We start from the raw sequence: 24,942 nt of genomic DNA on the forward strand, positions 1-24,942 counted from the left end.
CCACGGAATTATGGGGAAGAGGCCCTACCTCATATAGTGCTCAAGCAGAGTCCCAGGTGCTTACTTAGCTTTCTCTAGGATCTCCACGACACGCCAACGCTTGGTAGCGGACAGCGGACGGGTCTCTGCCAACAGAACATAGTCACCAACACCGCAGACATTCTGCTCGTCGTGTGCCTTGATCTTAGAGCTACGGCGCATAACCTTGCCGTAGAGTGCGTGCTTCACGCGATCCTCGACCTCGACGACAACGGTCTTGTCCATCTTGTCGGAGACAACGTAGCCGCGGCGGGACTTACGGTAGCCGCGCTCTTCGTTCTTTACTTCACTCACTTGGACTCACCTTCGGTTGCGGGACGAATACCGAGCTCGCGCTCACGCAGCACGGTGTAGATACGTGCGATATCACGCTTGATGGTGCGGCGACGACCAGCGTTAGCCTGACCGGTGACTTCCTGGAAACGGATGTTGAAGAGTTCCTTCTTCGATTCGCTCAGCTTTGCAGCCAGCTCTTCGTTGGAGAGCTCTGCGAGCTTATCGATGCTCAGATCCTTGGATCCAACTGCCATCTCGCTTATTCACCACCTTCGCGACGCACAACACGTGCCTTCATCGGGAGTTTGTGGATTGCCAGGCGCAGCGCCTCGCGAGCCACCTCTTCGGATACACCGGCGATCTCAAACATGACTCGACCGGGCTTAACATTAGCGACCCACCACTCGGGTGAACCCTTACCGGAACCCATACGAGTTTCGGCAGGCTTCTTGGTCAACGGACGGTCCGGGTAAATGTTGATCCAGACCTTACCGCCACGCTTGATGTGACGGGTCATTGCGATACGTGCAGCCTCAATCTGACGGTTGGTCACATATGCGGGCGAAAGAGCCTGAATGCCCCATTCACCGAAGCTAACCTCGGTGCCGCCCTTTGCGAGACCATGACGCTTGGGGTGGTGCTGCTTACGGAACTTTACTCGACGGGGAATAAGCATTTATGCCTCACCGTTCTCTGCAGTCTTGGCTTCGGTGTTTGCCGAAGCATTCTCGTTGCGGCGTTCACGACGGGGACCACGGCCACCGGAGCGGCGGCGATCACCATCACGGCGGTTGCCGCGACGGTTGTTGGCTGCCTGCTGAGCTGCCAGTTCCTTGTCGGTCAAATCGCCCTTGTAGATCCAGACCTTCACACCAATACGACCGAAGGTAGTCTTGGCTTCGAAGAAACCGTAATCGATGTTCGCACGCAGGGTGTGCAGGGGCACACGACCTTCACGGTAGAACTCGGAACGGGACATTTCAGCGCCGCCCAAGCGACCGGAGCACTGGATACGAATACCCTTTGCGCCTGCACGCTGTGCGGACTGAATTGCCTTCTTCATAGCACGGCGGAATGCAACACGCGCTGCAAGCTGTTCTGCAATACTCTGGGCAACCAGCTGAGCTGACAGATCGGGGTTAGAAACCTCAAGAATGTTCAGCTGAATCTGCTTGCCGGTCAGTTTCTCAAGCTCGCCACGGATGCGGTCTGCTTCAGCGCCACGGCGGCCGATGACGATACCGGGACGAGCGGTGTGGATATCCACACGCACACGGTCACGAGTACGCTCAATCTCAACCTTTGCAACGCCCGCACGATCCAGGTTCTTTGCCAAAAGCTCGCGGATCTTCACATCTTCGCGAACGAAGTCTGCGTAACGCTCGCCGGGCTTGTTGGAATCAGCGAACCACTTGGAGACGTGCTCGGTGGTAATGCCCAGTCGGAAACCGTTCGGGTGAATTTTCTGACCCATTTAGCGGTCCTCCTCCTTCTCCGGGGTAGCAACTACCACGGTGATGTGGCTGGTGCGCTTATTGATACGGTATGCACGACCCTGCGCGCGGGGCTGAATGCGCTTCATGGTCGGACCTTCATTCACGAATGCTTCGCTGATGAACAGCTCTTCCTCGCGGAACGGCAGACCTTCCTGGGTCGCCTTCTGGCGAGCGTTTGCTACTGCCGAAGCAACGATTTTATATACCGGTTCTGAAGCACCCTGGGGTGCGAATTTCAGAATCGCCAGAGCCTCTTCCGCTTGCTTACCACGGATCAGGTTGACGACACGGCGGGCCTTCATAGGCGTAACGCGAACAAAACGCGCTGATGCCTTGGCTTCCATTGCCTATCTCTCTTTCGTCTTATGCCGAAAAGGAAACGTAACTGATCGGATTATCCGATTAGCGACGCTTACCCTTACGGTCGTCCTTCACATGGCTGCGGAAAGTGCGGGTGGGTGCAAACTCGCCGAGCTTGTGCCCAACCATCGACTCGGTAATGAATACCGGTACGTGCTTGCGTCCGTCGTACACTGCGATGGTGTGCCCGAGCATATCGGGAATAATCATCGAGCGACGGGACCAAGTCTTAATAACATTCTTGGTGCCCTTCTCGTTCTGAGCCGCTACCTTCAGGTAGAGGTGCTGATCAACGAAAGGGCCCTTCTTCAAACTACGAGGCATGTGTCAGGCTCCTTAGCGCTTCTTGCCAGTACGACGGCGACGAACGATGAGCTTGTCGCTTTCCTTATTGGGACGACGAGTACGACCCTCGGGCTTACCATTGGGGTTAACCGGGTGACGACCACCGGAGGTCTTACCCTCACCACCACCATGCGGGTGGTCAACCGGGTTCATAACCACACCGCGAACGGTCGGACGGATGCCCTTCCAGCGGTTGCGGCCTGCCTTACCCCAGTTGATGTTGGACTGCTCTGCGTTGCCAACCTCGCCCACGGTTGCACGGCAGCGAACATCCACGTTACGGATTTCGCCGGAGGGCAGACGGAGCTGACCGTACTTGCCTTCCTTAGCAACCAGCTGAACCGAAGCACCAGCGGAACGTGCCAGCTTTGCGCCACCACCGGGACGGAGCTCAACACAGTGGAGCACGGTACCTACGGGGATGTTACGCAGGGGCAGGTTGTTGCCGGGCTTGATGTCGGCTGAAGGGCCAGACTCGACGATGTCGCCCTGAGAGAGCCTGTTCGGAGCGATAATGTAGCGCTTAGAACCATCGAAGTAGTGCAGAAGTGCGATGCGTGCGGTACGGTTTGGATCGTACTCGATGTGCGCAACGCGTGCATTCACCCCGTCTTTATCGTGACGGCGGAAGTCGATCAGACGGTACTGACGCTTGTGTCCGCCACCCTTATGACGAGTGGTGATACGACCGGTGTTGTTACGGCCGCCGGTCTTGTGAAGCGGACGAAGCAGGGACTTTTCCGGGGTGGAGCGGGTGATTTCAACGAAATCAGCAACGCTCGAACCGCGGCGACCCGGGGTCGTCGGCTTATACTTACGAATACCCATGTGAGATATTTCTTTCCTTCGTTAAAGTGGTCTCCGCAAGCCTTATGCCTGCGGACCGCCGAAGATGTCGATACGGCCTTCCTTGAGGGTCACGATGGCACGCTTGGTGTCCTTACGAGAGCCCCAACCGAAACGGGTGCGCTTCCGCTTGCCCTTACGGTTCATAGTATTGATGGAAGCAACCTTGACGTCCCAGATTGTTTCGATAGCCTGCTTGATTTCAAGCTTATTTGAGTCCGGAGCGACCTCGAAAGTGTATTTGTCTTCGTCGATCTGTCCATAGCTCTTTTCAGAAACAACAGGAGCGATAATTACGTCGTACACAGACTTGGTGGAAACGCTCATTACTTAGCGCCCTCCTTCTTCTGATTAGCAGCTACGAATGCGTCGTATGCCGCCTTGGTGAAGACTACGTCATCCGAAACCAGCACATCGTAGGTGTTGAGCTGATCTGCGTAGAGCACGTGAACTTTCTGCAGGTTACGTGCGGACAGTGCCAGCACATCCTCTGCACGATCGATAACGAACAGAACATTCTTGCGATCGGTAAGCTCTGCGAATGCAGCCTTAGCAGCCTTAGTTGAGGGAGTCTCACCAGAGATGAAGTTCTCCACCACGTGGATGCGGTCGTGACGAGCGCGGTCAGAGAGAGCGCCACGCAGTGCTGCGGCGATCATCTTCTTGGGGGTGCGCTGTGCGTAGTTACGCGGGGTCGGACCGTGCACCACGCCACCACCGGTCATATGCGGAGCGCGGATGGAGCCCTGACGTGCATTACCGGTACCCTTCTGTTTGAAGGGCTTGCGGCCTGCACCGGAAACTTCACCACGGTTCTTGGTTTTGTGGGTACCCTGACGTGCGGCAGCAAGCTGTGCAACGACAACCTGGTGCAGCAGGGGTACGGATGCCTGCGCGTCGAAAATCTCTGCGGGCAGATCTACCTTAAGGGTTTTGACAGCCATGATGTACTAGGCTCCCTTCACAGCGGTACGAACCAGAACAACGCCGCCCTTAGGACCGGGGATTGCACCCTTGATCAGCAGGACATTGTTCTCTGCGTCCACACCCTGGATAGTCAGGTTCAAAGTGGTGTGACGAGCTGCGCCCATACGGCCAGCCATGCTCATACCCTTGAACACGCGTGCGGGATAGGATGCACCACCAATGGAACCGGGCTTACGGTGGTTCTTGTGCTGACCGTGCGATGCGCCAACACCCTTGAAGCCGTGACGCTTCATAACACCTGCGAAACCCTTACCCTTGGTCTTGCCAACGACGTCTACCTTCTGACCGGGCTCGAACATCTCAACGGTCAATTCCTGACCGAGGGAATACTCAGCAGCGTCTGCGGTGCGCAGTTCGACGAGGTGACGACGGGGAGTAACACCGGCCTTCTCGAAGTGACCAGCCAGAGGCTTGGTAACCTTGCGAGAATCGATGGAACCGAAACCGATCTGCACAGCGTGGTAGCCGTCAGTTTCCTGGTTACGGATCTGAGTAATAACGTTAGAATCGGCCTTGACGACGGTCACCGGCACAACTTTGCCGTCCTCGTCCCAGACCTGAGTCATGCCAAGTTTAGTACCCAGCAGACCCTTCACCTGGCGCTCGAATTTGTTAGTCATGAGATGCGATCCTCTACAGCTTGATCTCGATGTTCACGTCTGCCGGCAGGTCAAGACGCATGAGGGCATCAACAGCCTTAGGGGTCGGATCAACAACGTCGATCAGACGCTTGTGCGTACGCATCTCGAAGTGCTCGCGGCTGTCCTTGTACTTATGGGGAGAACGAATAACGCAGTATACGTTCTTCTCGGTCGGCAACGGCACGGGGCCAACCACAGTTGCGCCTGCACCCTTTACCGTTTCGACGATTTTCCGTGCCGAAGAATCAATGACCTCGTGATCATAGGACTTCAGACGGATGCGGATTTTCTGTCCCGCCATCTGTCGGACTCTCTTTCTTGATGTATTCCCTGTATCGGAGCTTGTGCCCCTTATCATGGCGCTTAAGGAACGCGATATATTCATCACGTGCGCCGCCCACCACGGACTGAATCCGGTGAAACCGGGTTCCTCCCCCCGCATGGGCACCGACCCCCGAACTCGGGCGTGTCGCCTGCCGTAAGACAGACTCGTCCCTTCATTCCTCGGACCGGGTCATATGTGGGCTTATCTAGAACAGATAAACGCTTTTACAACGTCGTCCATTCTCTCAAAACTCACCATCTCACGCAAGCAGATTCAAAGGTTGTTGTTAAAAACACAATTACTGGCAAGGATACATGCCTTTGCTTCGCAGTCCTGCCTGACTCTCATGCTGAGGTTCATTATTTTATTTTTTCATATCGTTTGAGTGTCCAGAGAATTTATCAAGAGGAAATCTCGAAAACCAGAATTACTCCTTAAAAATGCGGTTATTTCACATTCAGGATTCTCTCATTCTTTTTCCAGAAACCTCTATGCCGAATAAAGCATCAAATCAAAGAATCTATGCTCCGCATTCGTCTATGGTGAAAATAGGTAAATCATTAAAGGAGTAAATATCATGTCTACCCCCAACCACGAATTCCCCTCCGGCACTCAGCCACAGGGTTCAGGGCAGTCTCCTCAGACACCAGCCGGGTATTCATACCCTCAGGCACAGATGCCTTGGCAGGGCCAAAACCCACAAACAACGTGGTATTCTGATCCATCACAGGCAACGATGCAGGCTCCCCAGCAGACCACCCGTTCTTTGACACGCCGCCGTGCCGAAGACCTTTTCCTTAATGTTCTGCTTTACTTGGGCTCATTGCTCCTCATCGGTTCTGCGGCGCTGTTCATCACTTCGATCACCTCGCAGGATAGGACCAGCGTTATTCTTCGTGTAGCTGGTCTAGGATTAGGTAGTTTACTTTTCTACAGCGCAGGTCTTATTACCTACAAAACCGTGGCACGTTTGCGCATCGCATCCTACTCATTCACCGCCACAGGTTTAGCACTTTTACCTCTTACCGGTATCGCAACCTATGTTCTGGGGCTTTGGAATGATGGAAGCCTCATCTGGCTGCTGGTCTCACTCATAGGTACAGCCGCAATTATTCTGGCCTGCTCTTTTATGCGCAACAGGGTGATGGCTTATGTTCTTATTTCATTCTTCGTCTCGGATGCGCTTGCCGCCACGAACGTGGCTGCTCTCCCCTTTGTGTGGTACTTCGTCGCGCTCACAGTACTCGCCATTATCCTGGGCCTGCTCATACGCCTGAATTCGCGCCTTGTACCTATTGGTTTGCGTGAGGGTCTTTTAGAATCCTCCCGTATTTTCGTTCCCGTCACAGCGATCGTGGTGCTCTTCTTTATACCGCAGATGAGTAGCTCTGATATGGGCATAGTCTTCTCCGTTATGTCGGCTCATGCTTTCGTCTTTACCGCTCTGGAACGCAAGCTTGACTACTACATTCAGGCTCGCCTCTACCCATTCATCGCCCTGATCAGTTTCGGCTGGGGTTTAGAGAGGCCTATTACCGTCACAATAGTCCTTATGGGCCTATATGCGCTGCACCTTCTCGCAGTCTTGGTAGGGTACCCCCTTATGCAGCGTGAAATGAAGGCGAATCTACCTAAGCATCCCATCATGCGCTGGGATGTTCGGATTGATACCTATATAAGCATTATTTTTGCTGCATTCGTCACTTTTATCGAAATGCCACATGCACTTCTGACCAATATAGATTCTTTCCCAACTGGGCTAGAATTTATGCTGCTTGTACATCTAGACGGTGTTACCTTTCCGCGTGCATGGGTATTTGCTGTGCTTTGCGTGGGTATTATTACTGCATACCGTAAATACCTCTCCGCGCAAGAATACGTATACCTGATCGCTGGAATAAGCAGTGGGTTAAGCCTGATGTTGCTAGGCCAGCACGAATCCGCTTTCTACCTGTACTTCGTAACAGCGGGCATTCTCATGCTTACCGCCCGCAAGCTTCAGCTGCCTCAACTCCTTGTATCGAGTACAACGAAGATATTCCTCTTTCTAGGTACCATGCACCTGCTCTTCACGCTTCAGCTCGGATGGGGCGTACGAGGTATCCTCCTAGCAGGTGCTCTCACCATTACCGCTCTTGGGTTGTTCGCTGCGCTCCGTTACGAGATGCTGCCCCAGAAACGTTCTCAGACGGCCTTCTGGGAAATTCTGGTGTACCTTGTCATGGCAGTTGTATTCTTTCTGCTGCGTTCGATCTTCACGTGGACTCCCCGCGAGATTGTTGACCCAACCCTTGATACCTCGCTCTATGTTGTCGCTCTTCTCGCGGTTCTGGCTCTTGGCTTCTTGACGCTCCGAGCATCGAGTGCGTATAAAGATCAAAAGATTGTGCCTCTCATCTGCATCTATCTCACGTTATGCGGTTTAGGCGTTGCAGCAACATCGATGAACTACCTCTTCCCCACTGGGGACTGGTGGGCAGTCGGGGTTCTGGTTCTGACCAGCATCTATATGTTTGGAATGTCTTACATTATTCCTCAAGAAACCTCGGAACGTCATATTATGTTTATGACGTCTAGGTTCCCGATGTTGTGGTCAGTCATTGTGCTGTGGGCTTCCAATAGCATTGCCTCTGATCAGGTGTTCCTCACTGCCTCTGGGCTGCTCCTTATTCAAGGTCTGCTGAGTGGAATTCTGTACATGACTCGCCGCCAGCCACGCGAACGAACTGTGTTTTACATTATCTTCTACACAGCGTGCCTGCCCGGTTTCATTGCTCCCTTTGTGTACTCAGACAACGCTCTGTTCACCGCCATCTTCTGCCCCCTTGCTGTTCTAGTGCTGTGGGGGCTCGGGGAAGCAGCAAACCTGGCTATGCTCCGAGTATGCGCCTCTATCGCGTTGCTTTTGACAGGTTATACCGTTACCAATCATATGCTGAACCTCAATCATGCACGGTTCTCTGAATATGTTATCTACCAGGGTCTTGCCGCTACCCTATGCGGTGCGGTCCTCTACGGTCTAACAACCCTGCTGAAGCGCGAGATCCCCGGCAAGTATGATTCGCTTCAGCCTCTCAACGTGCAGTTGGAGAACTCAGCAAAGGTTATTCAACTTCCGCTCCACGGGCCTACCCGATCCTCGAAAAACTATTTGGTTTCTCAGCGCAATGACAGCACCCGATTCTACGGCCCGCACAACACCTTTTTGATGGTTCCGGCGATCATAGCTATCGCCTTCTGGACTTTTGCTTCGATTGCTTCCGAAGATATGGTACAGAGCGCTCTGCTGTGGGGTCTTACAGCTTTGAGCTTTGCTTCCGTCAGCACTAAGCGCATGCTGCCAACAGCCATCGTTGCCGCGCCGGTGGCATTTACTACACGAATTCTTCTGGATTTCTCGGTGACAGGGTTCTTCCAGAGCCTTTTGGAAGCTGCGATCCTCATTCTGCTTGCTGTCGTGGCTTCTAAGATACTCCGAAACCTCATCGAGAAACGCCCCGCTCAGCAGGGTATCTCTGCGGCGTTGCTCTACACGGCTATAGGATTACAGGGGCTCCTCACCATCATGGCATGGGGCACTGGTTACCTTCAGCAAGGTGCGGTCATCATGCTCTTGGGCATTCTCCTGACTGCACTCGTCAGCGTTGTTCTTGACCGTATCTGGGTATTTGTCAGCGCGGCTCTTGTTACGGTAGATCTTGCGCTTCTACTTAACGGGCTCAACCCGCTCACGCTTATGATTATCTCGGTACTTCTCATTGCTGGTGTTGTATGGCGTTTGCTGGCTCGCGATCAGGGGCCTTCAGCGGATAAGCAGGCTCCCATTCTTCCGCAGAACCCGTATCAGGGCGCGCCTGCCGGATTCGTTCCTCCGAATGGCGCATCCGCACCTTACGGACAGGCTCCATGGGCAGGGCAGCAACCTTACCAAGGCTATAACCAGCCCAATAGTCAGGCACAGTATCCTGGATATTCACAACAGCACAACAATCCGAACGGAAATAGTCAAGCCTAGAATATTCCTGATGTTCTAGCTCCTACAAAAGAGCCGTGATGGTGAACAAAGCATTGGAAACTTTGCTTCATTCACTATCAAGACTCTTTTTATGGAGAGGATAAGGGAGGCACGGGTAAAGTGAAGTAATGCAATCCCGGACTATTTACCCCGTTGCCTTTTAGCGTGTTCTAGAAAAGCCTGCCCAAGCAGGACACGCTAAAAGAAGGTGCCCAATCCACCCTGGCACGCCCTCCCCAGCCGTGCTTATGGTCAGGGGGTGTACTGCCACTGGGGTTAGATGCCAAACATAAACTATCGCTCATAGAAGCACCCTCTCTCCAGGACTGCGGAGTGTTAAACGTAGAAGTCCCCCTGCATTCAATGATGCAGGGGGACTTCTAAAATCGCTAGCGTTGAAAGATCAAACTGTTCAACGCATCATCAGCGAATTGTCGTTGCTACGGCAATTACTTGATGATCTTGGTAACGCGGCCCGAACCAACGGTGCGGCCACCCTCACGGATAGCGAAGCCGAGGCCCTCTTCCATAGCGATGGGCTGGATCAGCTCAACGGTCATCTCGGTGTTGTCACCGGGCATAACCATCTCGGTGCCCTCGGGCAGCTTAATAACACCGGTCACGTCAGTGGTACGGAAGTAGAACTGAGGACGGTAGTTCGAGTAGAACGGGTTGTGACGGCCGCCCTCATCCTTGGAGAGGATGTAGACGTTTGCCTCGAACTCGGTGTGGGGGGTGATGGAACCCGGCTCCACAACAACCTGACCACGCTCAACATCGTCACGCTTGAGACCACGCAGAAGCAGACCACAGTTCTCGCCTGCCCATGCTTCGTCGAGCTGCTTGTGGAACATCTCGATACCGGTCACGGTGGTCTTCTGGATGGGGCGGATACCAACGATCTCAACCTCAGAGTTGATCTTCAGGGTACCGCGCTCTGCACGACCGGTCACAACGGTACCGCGACCGGTAATGGTGAAGACGTCCTCAATGGGCATAAGGAAGGGCTTGTCGGTCTCACGAACCGGATCCGGAATGTAGGTGTCAACTGCTTCCATAAGCTCCTCGACCTTAGCAACCCACTCGGGGTCACCTTCGAGAGCCTTCAGAGCAGACACGCGGATCACGGGAGCGTCATCACCGTCGAACTCCTGCGAGGAGAGGAGGTCACGAACCTCCATCTCGACGAGGTCGAGAAGCTCTTCGTCATCAACCATGTCAGCCTTGTTCAGTGCCACCAGCAGGGTGGGAACGCCAACCTGGCGAGCGAGCAGCACGTGCTCACGGGTCTGCGCCATGGGACCGTCGGTAGCAGCAACCACGAGGATTGCGCCGTCCATCTGTGCAGCACCGGTAATCATGTTCTTGACGTAGTCAGCGTGACCGGGAGCGTCAACGTGTGCGTAGTGACGCTTCTCAGTCTGGTACTCAATGTGAGCGATGTTAATGGTAATACCGCGCTGGCGCTCCTCAGGAGCGCTGTCGATCATACCGAAGTCGCGCTGTTCGTTCAGGTCCGGGTACTTGTCAGCCAGAACCTTGGAGATAGCAGCGGTCAGGGTGGTCTTACCGTGGTCAACGTGACCAATGGTACCGACGTTAACGTGAGGCTTGGAGCGCTCGAACTTAGCCTTAGCCAAGAGTGTTCCTCCTAGAACGTATTGAAAACATGCACCCGGATCTTCGCTCCGGCGCAACCCGCAAAAAACGGTCTAGCGTCTAGAATAGCGGATTACGCGGCAGAGATGAAACTGTCCATGCCTTCAATGGTGGATTTTTATTTAAAAATTTTAGTGAGGGGTCACGGGCATCTCAACCCGCGACCCTCAGAGAAGAGACGGGAAATTACTCGCCGCGGCTCTTCTGAATGATCTCGTCAGCGACGTTCTTGGGAACCTCGCCGTAGCTGTCGAATGCCATCGAGAACACTGCACGACCCTGGGTCTTACCACGCAGGTCGCCAATGTAACCGAACATCTCGGTCAACGGTACGAGAGCCTTGACGATCTTGACGCCGGATGCATCCTCCATGGAACGCACGTGACCACGACGAGAGTTTAGGTCGCCGATAACGTCGCCCATGTATTCCTCGGGGGTACGCACCTCAACGTCCATCAGTGGTTCCAGCAGAACAGGGTTAGCGCGCTTAGCGCCTTCCTTGAAGACCATAGAACCAGCGATCTTGAACGCCATTTCAGAGGAGTCGACATCGTGGTAGGCGCCGTCGATCAGGGTTGCTTTCACGCCGACCATCGGATAACCGGCCAGAACACCAAACTTCATAGCGTCCTGAATACCAGCATCGACAGAAGGAATGTACTCGCGAGGCACGCGACCACCGGTCACCTTATCCTCAAACTCGTACAGTTCCTCGCCATCCAGAGGCAGCGGCTCGAAGGAAACCTGCACCTTCGCGAACTGACCGGAACCACCGGTCTGCTTCTTGTGGGTGTAGTCGACCTTCTCAACGGTCTTCTTAATGGTCTCGCGGTATGCAACCTGAGGCTTACCAACGTTAGCCTCAACCTTGAACTCACGCTTCATACGGTCAACGATGATGTCCAAGTGAAGCTCGCCCATACCACCGATTTCGGTCTGACCGGTCTCTTCGTTCAGCGACACGGTGAAGGTGGGATCCTCAGCGGAGAGCTTCTGAATTGCGGTCGACATCTTCTCCTGGTCGCCCTTGGTCTTAGGCTCAATAGCCACGAAGATCACGGGAGCGGGGAAGGTCATCGACTCAAGCACGATCGGGTTTGCAGGATCGCACAGAGTATCACCGGTAGTCGTATCTTTCAGACCGATTGCCGCATAAATGTGACCCGCGGTGATTTCCTCAACCGGGTTCTCCTTGTTGGAGTGCATCTGGAAGAGCTTACCGAGACGTTCCTTCTTACCCTTAGTCGAGTTAAGAACCTGCTGACCCTGAGACGCGTGCCCAGAGTACACGCGGGTATAGGTGAGCTGACCGTAGAACGGGTGAGCTGCAACCTTGAAAGCCAGGGCCGCGAAAGGCTCATCAACGGAAGCCTTACGAGACAGTTTCTCTTCCTCATCGGCGGGGTTGGACCCCTCAACGTCGGGAACATCCAGCGGGGAAGGCAGGTAGTCGATCACAGCATCCAGCATGGGCTGAACACCACGGTTCTTGAATGCGGAACCGCAGAGCACGGGGAATGCCTCGCCGTTGATGGTCAGCTGGCGAATACCAGCCTTGAGCTCATCAATCGTGAGTTCTTCACCTTCGAGGTACTTCTCCATAAGTTCCTCGCTGGACTCGGCAACAGCCTCGATCAGCTCTGCGCGGTACTCTTCAGCCTTAGCCTGCAGGTCAGCAGGGATCTCCCGAGTCTCGTACTCTGCCCCCATGGTCACGTCGCCCTTAGAGTCGCCGGGCCATACGTATGCCTTCATTTCGAGCAGGTCAACCACGCCAACGAAATCGCTCTCAGCACCAATGGGTAGCTGAATAACGATCGGCTTAGCGCCCAGACGATCAATAATAGTCTGAACGGTGAAGTAGAAGTCCGCACCCATCTTGTCCATCTTGTTAACGAAGCAGATGCGAGGAACGTCGTACTTATCAGCCTGACGCCACACGGTTTCAGACTGAGGCTCAACACCTTCCTTACCGTCAAATACCGCTACCGCGCCGTCAAGCACGCGCAGCGAACGCTCCACCTCAACGGTGAAGTCAACGTGACCGGGGGTGTCGATAATATTGATCTGGTTGCCTTTCCAGAAGCAGGTAGTAGCTGCGGAGGTAATAGTAATACCTCGCTCCTGCTCCTGAGCCATCCAGTCCATAGTTGACGCACCATCGTGAGTCTCACCGATTTTGTGGTTAATACCGGTGTAGAACAGGATGCGCTCAGTAGTAGTGGTCTTACCGGCGTCAATATGCGCCATAATACCGATGTTGCGGACCTTGTTCAGGTCAGTGTACACATCAAGTGCCACGTTTTTCTCCCTAAATGAGATACTCCGAAAGCCTGCCAGGCTCCATAACCTCGACAAGCTATGAACAGAGAATTACCAACGGTAGTGTGCGAAGGCCTTGTTGGACTCGGCCATCTTGTGAGTGTCCTCGCGGCGCTTGACAGCGGCGCCGAGACCGTTGGAGGCATCCAGGATCTCGTTCATCAGACGCTCAGTCATAGTCTTTTCGCGGCGCTGCTTCGAGAAGCCAACCAACCAGCGAAGAGCCAGAGCGGTGGAACGGCCGGGGCGGACCTCGACCGGCACCTGGTAGGTTGCACCACCAACACGGCGGGAACGAACCTCAAGCGAGGGCTTGATATTGTCCATAGCCTTCTTCAGGGTGACGACCGGATCAGAGCCGGTCTTCTTCTCAACACCCTCAAGAGCACCGTATACGATGCGCTCTGCCACGGACTTCTTGCCGTCCAACAGAACCTTGTTAATGAGCTGGGTAACCAGCGCAGAACCGTAAACAGGATCGTTTACGAGGGGACGCTTGGGAGCGGGACCCTTACGAGGCATTACTTCTTCTCCTTTTTAGCGCCGTAGCGGGAGCGAGCCTGGCCGCGACCCTTAACACCCTGGGTATCCAGAGCACCACGAACGATCTTGTAACGAACACCAGGGAGGTCTTTCACACGGCCACCGCGAACGAGCACAATCGAGTGCTCCTGCAGGTTGTGACCCTCACCGGGAATGTATGCGGTAACCTCGATACCACCGTTAAGCTTGACACGAGCGACTTTACGCAGTGCCGAGTTCGGCTTCTTCGGGGTGGTGGTGTACACACGGGTGCACACGCCACGCTTCATAGGATTGCCCTTCAGTGCGGGCGCCTTGGTCTTAACGACCTTGGGAGTCCGGCCCTTACGGACCAGCTGCTGAATAGTAGGCACGTTTTCTCCGTTACTATGTGGACTTATCTGTCTTCAAGTCCTTGGGAACTTACTGGCATTTTGTGTTACCACGAAATGCTCTCGGTTACAGAAGCCCTCAGCCCATCTAGGCATACGGGTTCTTGCTCTCAGCGAGTTTAAACTTATTTCTGATGAAAAAGTTTTTGGGCACACTTAAAAATGGCATTTAGGTGTCAGCACACAGGCAACACCAAAGGACGGTATCCATACTGCCATTGATTCGTTGACCCAAGACCTCACGATTAACTATCACAAGGAATCACGGTGGTGAATTCCACGCCGAGGCTAGGTACTTCGGATAAAGACTATACAGGTTAAAATCCTGTTAATCTAGCTGAACTCGGAGAGAACACCGCCCAGCATAGTAAATATATTATGGTATTCATCACTTAATACTGGGATAGGATGCTCCTCTCCCCTAGCTAACGTCAGGAGGCGGTCTCGGGAACTTCCCGAAACCGCCTCCATCATCTAGGCTACTAGGCCCGATTCATGATCGAGTCTTTACGAACCCCACATGTGATTCTTACTCAAGACCGCGACCGTACTCATCCAAGGGAACAGCCATGTAGCCGCTGTTGGCGTAGGGGTACGGATCTTCACCCAGCTGGGTAAACGCGCTCTGGTAGCCGAAGCCATCGAACGCCTGCATCTGCTCCTCACGCGCCTTCTGGCTGGGCTCAACCTCAATATCGTTGTAGCGAGCCAAACCGGTACCGGCGGGAACCAGCTTACCGATGATGACGTTCTCCTTCAGACCAAGCAGCGGATCGGTCTTAGCCTCCATAGCAGCCTGGGTGAGAACGCGAGTGGTCTCCTGGAAGGATGCGGCAGACAGCCAGGACTCGGTGGCCAGCGACGCCTTGGTAATACCCATCATCTCAGGACGGCCAGCGGCAGGCTTCTTGCCCTCAACGAGCGCCTTACGGTTAGCCTTCTGGAACACAATGTTGTCCACGAGTTCACCGGGCAGCAGCTCGGTATCACCAGACTCAATGACGGTCACACGGCGGAGCATCTGACGCACAATAACCTCAACGTGCTTATCGTGGATCTCTACACCCTGAGACTTGTACACGCCCTGAACCTCGCTCACCAGGTGCTTCTGCGCCTCACGAGGACCGCGAATACGCAGAACCTCCTTCGGATCAACCGCACCAGCAGCCAGCTGATCGCCCACCTGAACGTGGTCGCCGGTCTGCAGCTTCGAAGCCGCACGGCGAAGAACCGTGTAAGACTGCGGTTCGGAACCATCATCCGGGGTAACGACGATCTTGTACGACTTTTCGGTGTCCTCAATGGTCACACGGCCGGAAACCTCAGAAATCGGTGCCACGCCCTTAGGGGTGCGAGCCTCGAAGAGCTCCTGAATACGGGGCAGACCCTGGGTAATATCGTCAGCCGATGCAACACCACCGGTGTGGAAGGTACGCATAGTCAGCTGAGTACCGGGCTCACCAATGGACTGAGCCGCGATAATGCCCACAGCCTCGCCAATATCAACCAGAACGTTCGATGCCATCGAGCGTCCGTAGCACAGGGCGCATACGCCGATGCTGGACTCGCAGGTCAGCACAGAACGAACACGCAGTTCCTTCACGCCAGCCTTGAACAGCTTCTCGATCAGCACATCCGAAACATCTTCACCAGCGGATGCGATGACGTTACCGTCAGAATCCTTGACATCAATTGCCAAGGTACGACCGTGGATAGAAGTCTCAACATCCGGGTGGAGGTTGCCGTCGGCATCGATCAGCGGAAGTACCAAACCACGGCGAGTACCGCAGTCGTGTTCACGCACGATCACATCCTGCGAAACGTCCACCAGACGGCGGGTCAGGTAACCCGAGTTAGCGGTACGCAGCGCGGTATCGGCAAGACCCTTACGAGCACCGTGAGTTGCGATGAAGTACTCCAACACCGACAGCCCTTCACGGTAGGAGGACTTAATCGGGCGGGGCATAATCTCGCCCTTCGGGTTAGACACCAGACCGCGGATACCCGCAATCTGACGAACCTGCATCCAGTTACCACGTGCACCAGAGGTAACCATGCGGTAGATGGTATTCAGACCACCGTTGTCGCTCAGATTCTCGCGCATAGCCTCAGCGACCGTATCGGTAGCTTCGGTCCAAATCTTGATGAGTTCCTCACGGCGCTCGTCGTCGCCAATCATACCGACATCAAACTCATCCTCAATCGCGGAGGCCTGCTTTTCGTAGCGTTCCATAATCGCGGGCTTAGTCGCCGGGGTCGCGATATCAGAAACGGCGACGGTCACGCCCGAACGCGAAGCCCAGTAGAAGCCAGCGTTCTTGAGGTTATCCAGGGTACGCGCCACGATATCCATCGGGTACTTCTCAGCAAGATCGTTAATGAGCTTGCCCAGCCCCTTCTTATCTGCGACGCCAGAGAACCACGGGTAATCCTTCGGCAAAGTCTGGTTGAACAGAATCTGACCGACAGTGCACTCCAGCAGAATCGGATCGCCAGGCGTGTAAACCTCAGGGGCTTCCCAACCCTCGGGCGCTACAAACTCATCACCAGAGAGACGCACCTTAATCTTGGTGTACAGCTCAATATCGTGACGATCCATCGCCATCAGAGCTTCAGCGATCGACGAGAATGCGTGACCCTCGTTCTTCTCACCTTCGCGTGTGGTGGTCAAGTGGTACAAGCCAATGATCATATCCTGCGAAGGCACAGCTACCGGACGACCGTCCGAAGGCTTCAAGATGTTGTTCGAGGAGAGCATCAAGATGCGTGCCTCAGCCTGAGCCTCGGGCGAGAGCGGCAGGTGAACCGCCATCTGGTCGCCGTCGAAGTCAGCGTTGAACGCAGAACACACGAGCGGATGCAGCTGAATAGCCTTACCCTCAACCAGCTTCGGCTCGAACGCCTGAATACCCAGACGGTGCAGGGTAGGTGCACGGTTCAGCAGCACAGGATGCTCGGTAATGATCTCTTCGAGAACATCCCACACCTGCGGGCGGAAACGCTCAACCATACGCTTAGCACTCTTAATGTTCTGCGCGTGCGAAAGCTCCACCAGGCGCTTCATGACGAAGGGCTTGAACAGCTCCAGCGCCATCTGCTTCGGCAGACCGCACTGATGCATTTCCAGCTGCGGACCAACCACGATCACGGAACGGCCGGAGTAGTCCACGCGCTTACCGAGCAGGTTCTGGCGGAAACGACCCTGCTTACCCTTGAGCATATCGGAGAGCGACTTCAGCGGGCGGTTACCGGGACCGGTCACGGGGCGACCACGACGACCGTTATCGAAGAGCGAATCCACAGCTTCCTGCAGCATACGCTTTTCGTTATTCACAATGATCTCGGGAGCGCCAAGCTCCAGCAGACGCTTGAGGCGGTTGTTACGGTTGATCACACGACGGTACAGGTCGTTCAGATCGGAAGTCGCAAAGCGACCGCCATCGAGCTGAACCATCGGGCGCAGCTCCGGCGGAATAACCGGAACAACATCCAGCACCATACCCAGCGGGGAGTTATTAGTGGTCAGGAAGGCGTTTACAACCTTCAGACGCTTGAGCGCGCGGGTCTTCTTCTGACCCTTACCGGTCTGAATGACCTCTTTCAGGGCCTCAGCTTCGGCCTCTAGATCGAAGGTTTCCAGGCGCTTCTTGATAGCCTCAGCACCCATTGCACCCTCAAAGTACAGGCCGTACTTATCGATCATGGAGCGGTAGAGCGCCTCATCACCCTCAAGGTCAGCAACCTTCAGGTTCTTAAAGCGATCCCAAACCTTCTCCAGGTGCTCAATTTCACGGTCGGCGCGCTTACGAACAGAAGCCATCTGACGCTCTGCATTATCGCGTAGCTTACGCTTTTCGGCTGTCTTCTTGCCGCCCTCGGCTTCAATACGGGCCAATTCCTGCTCAACTTCGCGGGAAATAGCGGCAATATCGGCGTCACGCTGAGACTCCAGCTCACGCTTTTCACGGTCGTGTGCCGCCTGCAGGTTCGGCAGATCCTCGTGACGAGCTTCCTCATCCACGCTCGTGATCATGTAGGCGGCGAAGTAGATGACCTTTTCCAGGTCTTTCGGTGCCAAATCAAGCAGGTAGCCCAGGCGTGAAGGAACGCCCTTGAAGTACCAGATGTGGGTGACGGGTGCAGCCAGTTCAATATGGCCCATGCGCTCACGGCGCACTTTAGAGCGGGTCACTTCAACGCCGCAGCGCTCACACACAATACCCTTGAAGCGCACGCGCTTGTATTTACCGCAGTAGCACTCCCAGTCCTTGGTGGGACCAAAGATGCGCTCGTCGAAGAGGCCTTCCTTCTCCGGCTTCAGGGTACGGTAGTTGATGGTCTCGGGTTTCTTGACCTCGCCATAAGACCAACGACGGATATCGTCGGCGGTGGCAAGACCAATTCGCATCAAACCAAGCGAAGATTCGTTGGACATATCGGTCCTAATCTCTTTCTGTAGTTTCGAAGACTTGGGGTTGATGGGCGGGGCGAAAATCGTGCGTGACTACGCCCTGCCCGCGAAGGAGGGGCTGTGATTAGAGCTCGTCCACAGAGCTGGGCTCCTCGTGGGTTAGGCTCACGCCCATATCTTCTGCTGCCCGGAAGCCTTCTTCCTCCGAGTCGCTCATTTCAATGGTCTTCCCGTCGGTAGAAAGTACCTCGACGTTCAGGCACAGTGACTGCATTTCTTTAATAAGAACCTTGAAGGATTCGGGGATACCCGGCTCGGGGATATTCTCGCCCTTGACGATCGCCTCGTAAACCTTCACACGACCGGCCACATCGTCAGACTTGACGGTCAAGATTTCCTGCAGGGTGTAGGCGGCACCGTATGCTTCCAGCGCCCACACTTCCATCTCACCGAAGCGCTGACCACCGAACTGTGCCTTACCGCCCAACGGCTGCTGGGTAATCATCGAGTAAGGACCGGTGGAGCGAGCGTGAATCTTGTCGTCCACCAGGTGGTGCAGCTTCAGGATGTACTGGTAACCCACCGAAATCGGGTCAGGGAACGGCTCACCCGAACGACCATCAATCAGACGTGCCTTGCCGGAGCGAGTAATCAGACGATCGCCGTCACGGTTCGGGTTCGCGTGATCCATCAAGTCGAAGAGCTCGTCCTCATGAGCGCCGTCGAACACAGGGGTTGCCAGGCGGGTGGGTCCGGATTCCTTCGGGAAGTTCGGCATATTCTTCAGCCACGCCGGGTCACCCTCAATCTTCCAACCCTGCTTAGCGAGCCAGCCGGTGTGAACCTCAAGCACCTGGCCGATGTTCATACGACCGGGGACGCCCAACGGGTTCAGAATGACATCAACGGGAGTACCGTCTTCCAAGAAGGGCATGTCTTCAACCGGCAGGATCTTGGAAATAACGCCCTTGTTACCGTGGCGACCTGCGAGCTTGTCGCCGTCGGTAATCTTACGCTTCTGCGCAACGTACACGCGCACAAGCTTGTTAACGCCCGGGGGCAGATCGTCTTCATCGTCGCTTTCACGGTCGAAGATGCGAACGCCGATCACGGTACCGGATTCACCGTGGGGAACCTTCAGAGAAGTGTCACGAACTTCGCGGGACTTCTCGCCGAAGATTGCGCGCAGCAGGCGCTCTTCAGGGGTCAGCTCGGTCTCGCCCTTGGGGGTTACCTTACCGACCAGGATGTCGCCAGCCTCAACCTCGGCACCAATGTGGATAATACCGCGGTCATCCAGTGCAGAGAGAACTTCCTCAGAAACGTTGGGAATATCGCGGGTAATTTCTTCGGGACCCAGCTTGGTGTCACGAGCGTCGATTTCGTGCTCTTCGATATGAATCGAGGTCAGCACGTCCTCGGAAACCATGCGCTGGGAGAGGATAATCGCATCCTCATAGTTCAGACCTTCCCAGGGCATGTATGCCACGAGCAGGTTCTTACCCAGAGCGAGCTCACCGCCGTCGGTCGAAGGGCCGTCCGCGATAACGTCACGCTCCTCCACACGCTGACCGACCTTCACCACAACACGCTGGTTGTAGCAGTTGCCCGGGTTCGAACGGGAGAACTTCATGATCGGGTACGAGCTGGTGGTGCCGTCATCGTTGCGGACCAACACCAGATCGGCCGATACCTCGGATACCACGCCAGCCTTCTTCGCCAGCACGGAATCGCCGGAGTCAAGCGCAGCGTACTTCTCCATACCGGTACCAACGACAGGAGCCTCAGACTCCAACAGCGGCACAGCCTGGCGCTGCATGTTAGCGCCCATCAACGCACGGTTTGCGTCATCGTGCTCAAGGTAGGGAATTAGAGCGGTTGCCACAGACACCATCTGACGCGGGGAAACGTCCATGTACTGCACAGCGCCAGGAGCAACCAGCACGGCCTCACCAGAACCATCGCCTGCACGGCAGAGAACCTCGTCCTCAGCAAAGGTACGCTCGTTAGTCAGCGGGGCGTTTGCCTGCGCAATAATAACGCTCTTCTCGTCGTCGGCAGTCAGGTAACGCACCTTGTCGGTGACCTTACCATCTTCAACCACGCGGTAGGGAGTCTCGATAAAGCCGTAAGAGTTGATACGCCCGTAGGTTGCCAACGAACCGATCAGACCAATGTTCGGACCTTCAGGGGTTTCGATGGGGCACATACGACCGTAGTGCGAGGGGTGCACGTCGCGCACTTCCATGCCCGCGCGGTCGCGGGAAAGACCGCCGGGGCCCAGCGCCGAAAGACGACGCTTGTGGGTTAGCCCAGCCAGCGGGTTGTTCTGATCCATGAACTGCGAAAGCTGCGAAGTACCGAAGAACTCTTTAATCGCTGCAACCACGGGACGGATGTTCACCAAGGACTGCGGGGTGATGGAATCAACGTCCTGAGTGGTCATGCGCTCACGCACCACACGCTCCATGCGAGAAAGACCGGTGCGAATCTGGTTCTCAATCAGCTCGCCCACAGTGCGGATGCGGCGGTTACCGAAGTGGTCAATATCGTCGATATCGATCTTAACGGAAATTTCCTTGCCGTCACGCTTACCGGGGATGCTGCTCTCCTGAGCGTGCAGGGCGCACAGGTAGTGGATCATCTGAGCGATGTCGTCCTGGCTGAGTACCGATGCCTCGGGAGAATCAAGAGGAACATCTACACCGAGCTTACGGTTCACCTTGTAACGGCCAACCTTCGCCAGATCATAGCGGCGCGGGGTGAAGTACATGTTGTCGAGCAACGCCTGTGCGGCCTCTACCGTCGGGGGCTCGCCCGGGCGGAGCTTACGGTAGATATCGAGCAGAGCCTCGTCCCGGGTTGAGACGGAGTCCTTCTCTAGGGTTGCACGAATAGAATCATAGTTCCCGAACTCGGCAAGAATCTTTGCCTCGGTCCATCCCAGAGCCTTCAACAGCACGGTCACGGACTGCTTACGCTTGCGGTCCAGGCGCACACCCACCTGATCGCGCTTGTCTATTTCAAGCTCAAACCATGCACCGCGCGAAGGAATAACGCGTGCTGAGTAGATGTCCTTATCGGAGGTGCGGTCGGGTGCCTTCTCGAAGTATGCACCGGGTGAACGCACCAGCTGGGAAACGACCACACGCTCGGTACCGTTAATGACGAAGGTACCGGATTCGGTCATGAGCGGGAAGTCGCCCATGAAGAGGGTCTGCTGCTTAACCTCACCGGTGGTCAGGTTCATGAATTCAGCTTTAACGTACAGGGGTGCCGCATAGGTTGCGTCACGGTCCTTGCACTCTTCCATGGTGTACTTGGGATCGGAGAATTCCGGATCCGAGAAGGACAGCTGCATGGTTTCCTGGAAATCACGAATCGGGGAAATCTCCTCGAAGATTTCGGCAAGACCGGATTTCTCAGGTACGGAGGTGTCACCTGTTGCCTGAGCATTTTCCAGACGCTTTGCCCAGCGCTCGTTACCCACGAGGCGGTCGAAGCTGTCGGTCTGGATAGCCAGCAGGTTGGGAACCTTGAGCGGTTCACTAATTTTTGCGAATGAGATACGACGGTCGGAATTGTTTTCCGCACCGTTAGCGGCGTCATGGTTAGAGGTGCTCGAAGCGACCAAAATGGGGATCCTTCCACAGACATGTCTGTTAGCAATCTGCCTCCCGGCGACAGAGCCGTAAGACATCATGATGAAGACCCCGAAAACGGTGTGCAAAGCTAGTAGATGTCGAACGGTTTAACGTCACCTTCAGCCCGTGCCCACCGCTATATGAAGGCACAAAGGTCAGGGAAAGCGTAAATATTAACGATACACTATGCTCGCGCGTTTGTCTACCACACCCGTACAGCAGATGCAAGCGCCGGGTTTAAGTGAGCTTTTTATAGCCCTTCCGGAAGCTTCCGCGGTATATTTCCTAGGCTTTTGACATCGTGTATGAGCGCCCTCTTACGCTCCTCCGCTAATCCTATTCTTCGCGCAAGAAAATACTGCCGTTAGGGTTGGTGTAAGACTCAACCGCCATACCCACTTTCACCAGTTTCGTGCCGTTTTGGAGCACCATCATCATACCGTGCTCAACATCCCACTCAGTCTCGGCTTCCACCACAATCAGCACATTGTTATTATCCCAGGCAACCGTGCACCGATCCCAGATAGGATCCACAAGAGTCCACACCTGAGATTCGGGAATATCCGGCAAGTATTGTTCCCAGCCATACTCATCCGCCATATCAAAATACATACGGTAGAACTGGTACACGTAAGGGGTTGCCTGGGCAAAAATATCGGTATCGGGTGAGCGGAAGTTATCAATCGCGGCACGAATACGCTGCCACCCGGCAGAGTCAATAGTCTGCATATCGAAACTAAACGTTACCGATGCCTTCTTGAGCGCAGGCACGTCTACCGGATCGCTCACATAGAGCATGGTACCAACAAACGGTTGGGTGGGAGATCGCCAGTCTTTCGCCGTACCAGTAACCACTCGACCGGTGTTCTAGCCGACTGCACAATAAAAGATCAAGAAAACGCTCGCCCTGAATGCCCCTGCGGCTTCCGGGCGAGCGCTCCCCCACCGTTTTGGAGCTAACACTCCACCACGTTAACCGCCAGGCCACCCATTGAGGTTTCCTTGTAACGGTGCGACATATCCATGCCGGTTTGGCGCATCGTTTCGATCACTTGGTCTAGGGAAACACGATGCGCACCATCACCGCGCAGCGCCATGCGTGCCGCCGTGACTGCGTTCGACGCGGCCATCGCGTTGCGTTCAATGCACGGAATCTGCACCAGCCCGCCCACGGGGTCACAGGTCAGCCCCAGGTTATGTTCCATCGCAATCTCTGCGGCGTTTTCAATCTGCTCGTTCGTGCCGCCCAAAACCTGAGCAAGACCGGCAGCGGCCATCGAGCTGGCGCTGCCTACCTCTCCTTGGCATCCCACCTCGGCACCGGAAATCGAGGCACGCTTCTTATACAGCACCCCGATTGCGGCGGCGGCCAAGAAAAAGTCGATCACCGCATCCTCACGCTTGCCCCGGCCGCAATGCCGTATTCCGGGCGTATAGTTCATCGCATAGTGCAAAACCGCCGGAATAATGCCGGATGCACCATTCGTCGGCGCCGTCACTACGCGGCCGCCAAACGCATTCTCTTCGTTCACGGCGAGCGCGATTAGGTTCACCCAGTCGATGGCGTATTCGGGTGATTTATTGGGGTCTTCGGTCATTAGGTCGCGGTGCCATGCCCCGGCGCGGCAGCGTACCTTGAGGGGTCCAGGCAGGTAACCGACACGCGATAGTGAAGACCCAATGCATTCCTTCATAACCTTGTAGATGTGCAGAATTCCTTGGCGTACCTCGGCCTCGCTGCGAAGCGAACATTCGTTCGTCATTTTGAGTTGGGCAATACTCATCCCGGCCTCGTTCGCCATATCTAGGAGTTCGGCACCGGAACCGAACGGGTAGGGTGGGTGCTCCAGGGATGCTCCCCCGGTTGCGGGCTCGTCACCTTCGACAATAAATCCACCACCGATGGAAAAATAGGTGCGCTCCAAAAGCATCTTCTCGCCCTCGAATGCGGAGATCTTAATACCGTTTGTGTGGCGCGGAAGCACGGTCAAGGGGCGCAGGGTTATATCGAGTTCTCGGTAGTTCAGAACCGGTCCGTAAACTTTGCCCTCCTCGCCACAGGGAGCCGTCGCACCGTACATACTGGAAGGATACCCGGCGAGCGGCAGAGTGCCGTCCACGCTATTACGCTCGATCATGGCGTCTGCCTCGGTGAGGCAGATAGTTTCGGGCACATGCCCGCACAACCCTTTGAGCGCCGCGCTCATGGTGCCGTGCCCTGCCCCGGTTGCGGCGAGTGATCCATACAGGTCAATATGCACTTTCGTGATGCGCGAGAGCAGGTTGGTGTCAATAAGTTCGGCGATAAAACGGTTGGAGGCGCGCATCGGCCCTACAGTGTGGGAGCTGGAAGGACCTATGCCGATGCTAAAGAGCTCGAACACGCTGATATCGTATTCGAGCGCTTCAGCCTGTTTTTGCACACTACTTGGAACGCCAGTATCTAGTGCCACATTATTCCTTCATCTATGTGAGTATGCGCTTACCCGCCAGGTTTTATATGCGGCGGTTCGTCCGTTTATATTCTCACGGTGTAACCGCCCGAAGACGGTATGCAGCCTTCATTGTCTGCTGATTTTCCCTGAGGTTTATGCTCACCGAGCATCTTGCAACCTGCTGAGTTCATCCTAGCTTACTTCAAGTCATGGATAAACTAAGGCGA

Annotated in this window: 20 protein-coding genes; 1 reads left to right on the forward strand and 19 read right to left on the reverse strand. The window is 55.1% G+C overall.

Going from position 1 to position 24,942, the window contains the following annotated elements; translation table 11 throughout:
- Nucleotides 1-60: 60 nt before the first annotated feature.
- From rpsQ to rpsJ, 11 genes are read right to left on the reverse strand one after another with little or no spacing between them, the layout of a single operon-like run.
- Nucleotides 61-333 carry a 30S ribosomal protein S17 gene (rpsQ, locus tag HMPREF3164_RS03960; RefSeq protein ID WP_004005278.1) on the reverse strand — a complete coding sequence of 91 codons (273 nt, stop codon included), beginning with the start codon at nucleotides 331-333 and terminating at the stop codon, nucleotides 61-63.
- Nucleotides 330-569 carry a 50S ribosomal protein L29 gene (rpmC, locus tag HMPREF3164_RS03965; RefSeq protein WP_013397613.1) on the reverse strand — a complete coding sequence of 80 codons (240 nt, stop codon included), beginning with the start codon at nucleotides 567-569 and terminating at the stop codon, nucleotides 330-332. Before rpmC ends, rpsQ begins: the two co-directional genes overlap by 4 nt.
- A gap of 5 nt (nucleotides 570-574) precedes the next feature.
- Nucleotides 575-991 (reverse strand): 50S ribosomal protein L16, encoded by a 417-nt coding sequence (rplP, locus tag HMPREF3164_RS03970; protein ID WP_004005279.1) that lies wholly within the window; start codon nucleotides 989-991, stop codon nucleotides 575-577.
- Entirely contained in the window at nucleotides 992-1,789 is a 798-nt protein-coding gene (gene rpsC, locus HMPREF3164_RS03975; RefSeq protein WP_004005280.1) for a 30S ribosomal protein S3, read from the reverse strand.
- Complete coding sequence (gene rplV / locus HMPREF3164_RS03980) at nucleotides 1,790-2,155, reverse strand: 50S ribosomal protein L22 (protein ID WP_004005281.1); 366 nt, start codon at nucleotides 2,153-2,155, stop codon at nucleotides 1,790-1,792.
- A 58-nt stretch (nucleotides 2,156-2,213) separates the two neighbouring features.
- Complete coding sequence (gene rpsS / locus HMPREF3164_RS03985) at nucleotides 2,214-2,495, reverse strand: 30S ribosomal protein S19 (RefSeq protein ID WP_004005282.1); 282 nt, start codon at nucleotides 2,493-2,495, stop codon at nucleotides 2,214-2,216.
- A 12-nt stretch (nucleotides 2,496-2,507) separates the two neighbouring features.
- Nucleotides 2,508-3,344, reverse strand: a complete 837-nt coding sequence (gene rplB, locus HMPREF3164_RS03990) for a 50S ribosomal protein L2 (protein WP_004005283.1) — start codon at nucleotides 3,342-3,344, stop codon at nucleotides 2,508-2,510.
- A 42-nt stretch (nucleotides 3,345-3,386) separates the two neighbouring features.
- Nucleotides 3,387-3,689, reverse strand: coding sequence for a 50S ribosomal protein L23 (gene rplW, locus HMPREF3164_RS03995; protein WP_004005284.1), 303 nt, complete (start codon nucleotides 3,687-3,689; stop codon nucleotides 3,387-3,389).
- Nucleotides 3,689-4,306 (reverse strand): 50S ribosomal protein L4, encoded by a 618-nt coding sequence (gene rplD, locus HMPREF3164_RS04000; RefSeq protein ID WP_004005285.1) that lies wholly within the window; start codon nucleotides 4,304-4,306, stop codon nucleotides 3,689-3,691. Before rplD ends, rplW begins: the two co-directional genes overlap by 1 nt.
- Before the next feature lie 6 nt (nucleotides 4,307-4,312).
- Nucleotides 4,313-4,969 carry a 50S ribosomal protein L3 gene (gene rplC / locus HMPREF3164_RS04005; protein ID WP_070449038.1) on the reverse strand — a complete coding sequence of 219 codons (657 nt, stop codon included), beginning with the start codon at nucleotides 4,967-4,969 and terminating at the stop codon, nucleotides 4,313-4,315.
- 13 nt (nucleotides 4,970-4,982) lie between these two features.
- Nucleotides 4,983-5,291 carry a 30S ribosomal protein S10 gene (rpsJ, locus tag HMPREF3164_RS04010; protein ID WP_004005287.1) on the reverse strand — a complete coding sequence of 103 codons (309 nt, stop codon included), beginning with the start codon at nucleotides 5,289-5,291 and terminating at the stop codon, nucleotides 4,983-4,985.
- A gap of 601 nt (nucleotides 5,292-5,892) precedes the next feature.
- Here rpsJ and HMPREF3164_RS04015 point away from each other — a divergent pair.
- The gene (locus HMPREF3164_RS04015; protein WP_246822599.1) at nucleotides 5,893-9,330 is read left to right on the forward strand and encodes a hypothetical protein; all 3,438 of its coding nucleotides are present in this window, start codon (nucleotides 5,893-5,895) and stop codon (nucleotides 9,328-9,330) included.
- Nucleotides 9,331-9,779: 449 nt separating this feature from the next.
- Here HMPREF3164_RS04015 and tuf read toward each other — a convergent pair whose 3' ends face one another.
- From tuf to HMPREF3164_RS04055, 8 genes are all read right to left on the reverse strand, one after another.
- Complete coding sequence (gene tuf / locus HMPREF3164_RS04020; protein WP_004005289.1) at nucleotides 9,780-10,970, reverse strand: elongation factor Tu; 1,191 nt, start codon at nucleotides 10,968-10,970, stop codon at nucleotides 9,780-9,782.
- A gap of 205 nt (nucleotides 10,971-11,175) precedes the next feature.
- Nucleotides 11,176-13,290 (reverse strand): elongation factor G, encoded by a 2,115-nt coding sequence (gene fusA / locus HMPREF3164_RS04025; protein ID WP_048751161.1) that lies wholly within the window; start codon nucleotides 13,288-13,290, stop codon nucleotides 11,176-11,178.
- Between the two features lie 72 nt (nucleotides 13,291-13,362).
- Nucleotides 13,363-13,833 (reverse strand): 30S ribosomal protein S7, encoded by a 471-nt coding sequence (gene rpsG, locus HMPREF3164_RS04030; protein ID WP_004005291.1) that lies wholly within the window; start codon nucleotides 13,831-13,833, stop codon nucleotides 13,363-13,365.
- A complete protein-coding gene (rpsL, locus tag HMPREF3164_RS04035; RefSeq protein ID WP_004005292.1) occupies nucleotides 13,833-14,207 on the reverse strand; it encodes a 30S ribosomal protein S12 in 375 nt (124 codons plus the stop codon). Before rpsL ends, rpsG begins: the two co-directional genes overlap by 1 nt.
- Nucleotides 14,208-14,754: 547 nt before the next feature.
- The gene (locus HMPREF3164_RS04040) at nucleotides 14,755-18,660 is read right to left on the reverse strand and encodes a DNA-directed RNA polymerase subunit beta' (RefSeq protein WP_070449040.1); all 3,906 of its coding nucleotides are present in this window, start codon (nucleotides 18,658-18,660) and stop codon (nucleotides 14,755-14,757) included.
- A gap of 100 nt (nucleotides 18,661-18,760) precedes the next feature.
- Nucleotides 18,761-22,270 carry a DNA-directed RNA polymerase subunit beta gene (gene rpoB, locus HMPREF3164_RS04045; protein WP_070449042.1) on the reverse strand — a complete coding sequence of 1,170 codons (3,510 nt, stop codon included), beginning with the start codon at nucleotides 22,268-22,270 and terminating at the stop codon, nucleotides 18,761-18,763.
- A 346-nt stretch (nucleotides 22,271-22,616) separates the two neighbouring features.
- On the reverse strand, nucleotides 22,617-23,135 hold the full coding sequence (locus tag HMPREF3164_RS04050; protein WP_246822600.1) for a DUF6985 domain-containing protein: 519 nt from the start codon (nucleotides 23,133-23,135) through the stop codon (nucleotides 22,617-22,619).
- A gap of 101 nt (nucleotides 23,136-23,236) precedes the next feature.
- On the reverse strand, nucleotides 23,237-24,733 hold the full coding sequence (locus tag HMPREF3164_RS04055) for an L-serine ammonia-lyase (protein ID WP_053088938.1): 1,497 nt from the start codon (nucleotides 24,731-24,733) through the stop codon (nucleotides 23,237-23,239).
- Nucleotides 24,734-24,942: the final 209 nt, after the last annotated feature.

Source organism: Rothia sp. HMSC08A08, from assembly GCF_001808385.1.
In the GTDB taxonomy this organism is placed as follows: Bacteria; Actinomycetota; Actinomycetes; order Actinomycetales; family Micrococcaceae; genus Rothia; species Rothia dentocariosa.

Bases quoted from the DNA above. Each gene is read 5' to 3' on its own strand.
- rpmC (WP_013397613.1), bottom strand. From the start codon at position 569: ATGGCAGTTGGATCCAAGGATCTGAGCATCGATAAGCTCGCAGAGCTC.
- rplP (WP_004005279.1), bottom strand. From the start codon at position 991: ATGCTTATTCCCCGTCGAGTAAAGTTCCGTAAGCAGCACCACCCCAAG.
- rpsC (WP_004005280.1), bottom strand. From the start codon at position 1,789: ATGGGTCAGAAAATTCACCCGAACGGTTTCCGACTGGGCATTACCACC.
- rplV (WP_004005281.1), bottom strand. From the start codon at position 2,155: ATGGAAGCCAAGGCATCAGCGCGTTTTGTTCGCGTTACGCCTATGAAG.
- rpsS (WP_004005282.1), bottom strand. From the start codon at position 2,495: ATGCCTCGTAGTTTGAAGAAGGGCCCTTTCGTTGATCAGCACCTCTAC.
- rplB (WP_004005283.1), bottom strand. From the start codon at position 3,344: ATGGGTATTCGTAAGTATAAGCCGACGACCCCGGGTCGCCGCGGTTCG.
- rplW (WP_004005284.1), bottom strand. From the start codon at position 3,689: ATGAGCGTTTCCACCAAGTCTGTGTACGACGTAATTATCGCTCCTGTT.
- rplD (WP_004005285.1), bottom strand. From the start codon at position 4,306: ATGGCTGTCAAAACCCTTAAGGTAGATCTGCCCGCAGAGATTTTCGAC.
- rplC (WP_070449038.1), bottom strand. From the start codon at position 4,969: ATGACTAACAAATTCGAGCGCCAGGTGAAGGGTCTGCTGGGTACTAAA.
- rpsJ (WP_004005287.1), bottom strand. From the start codon at position 5,291: ATGGCGGGACAGAAAATCCGCATCCGTCTGAAGTCCTATGATCACGAG.
- HMPREF3164_RS04015 (WP_246822599.1), top strand. From the start codon at position 5,893: ATGTCTACCCCCAACCACGAATTCCCCTCCGGCACTCAGCCACAGGGT.
- rpsG (WP_004005291.1), bottom strand. From the start codon at position 13,833: ATGCCTCGTAAGGGTCCCGCTCCCAAGCGTCCCCTCGTAAACGATCCT.
- HMPREF3164_RS04040 (WP_070449040.1), bottom strand. From the start codon at position 18,660: ATGTCCAACGAATCTTCGCTTGGTTTGATGCGAATTGGTCTTGCCACC.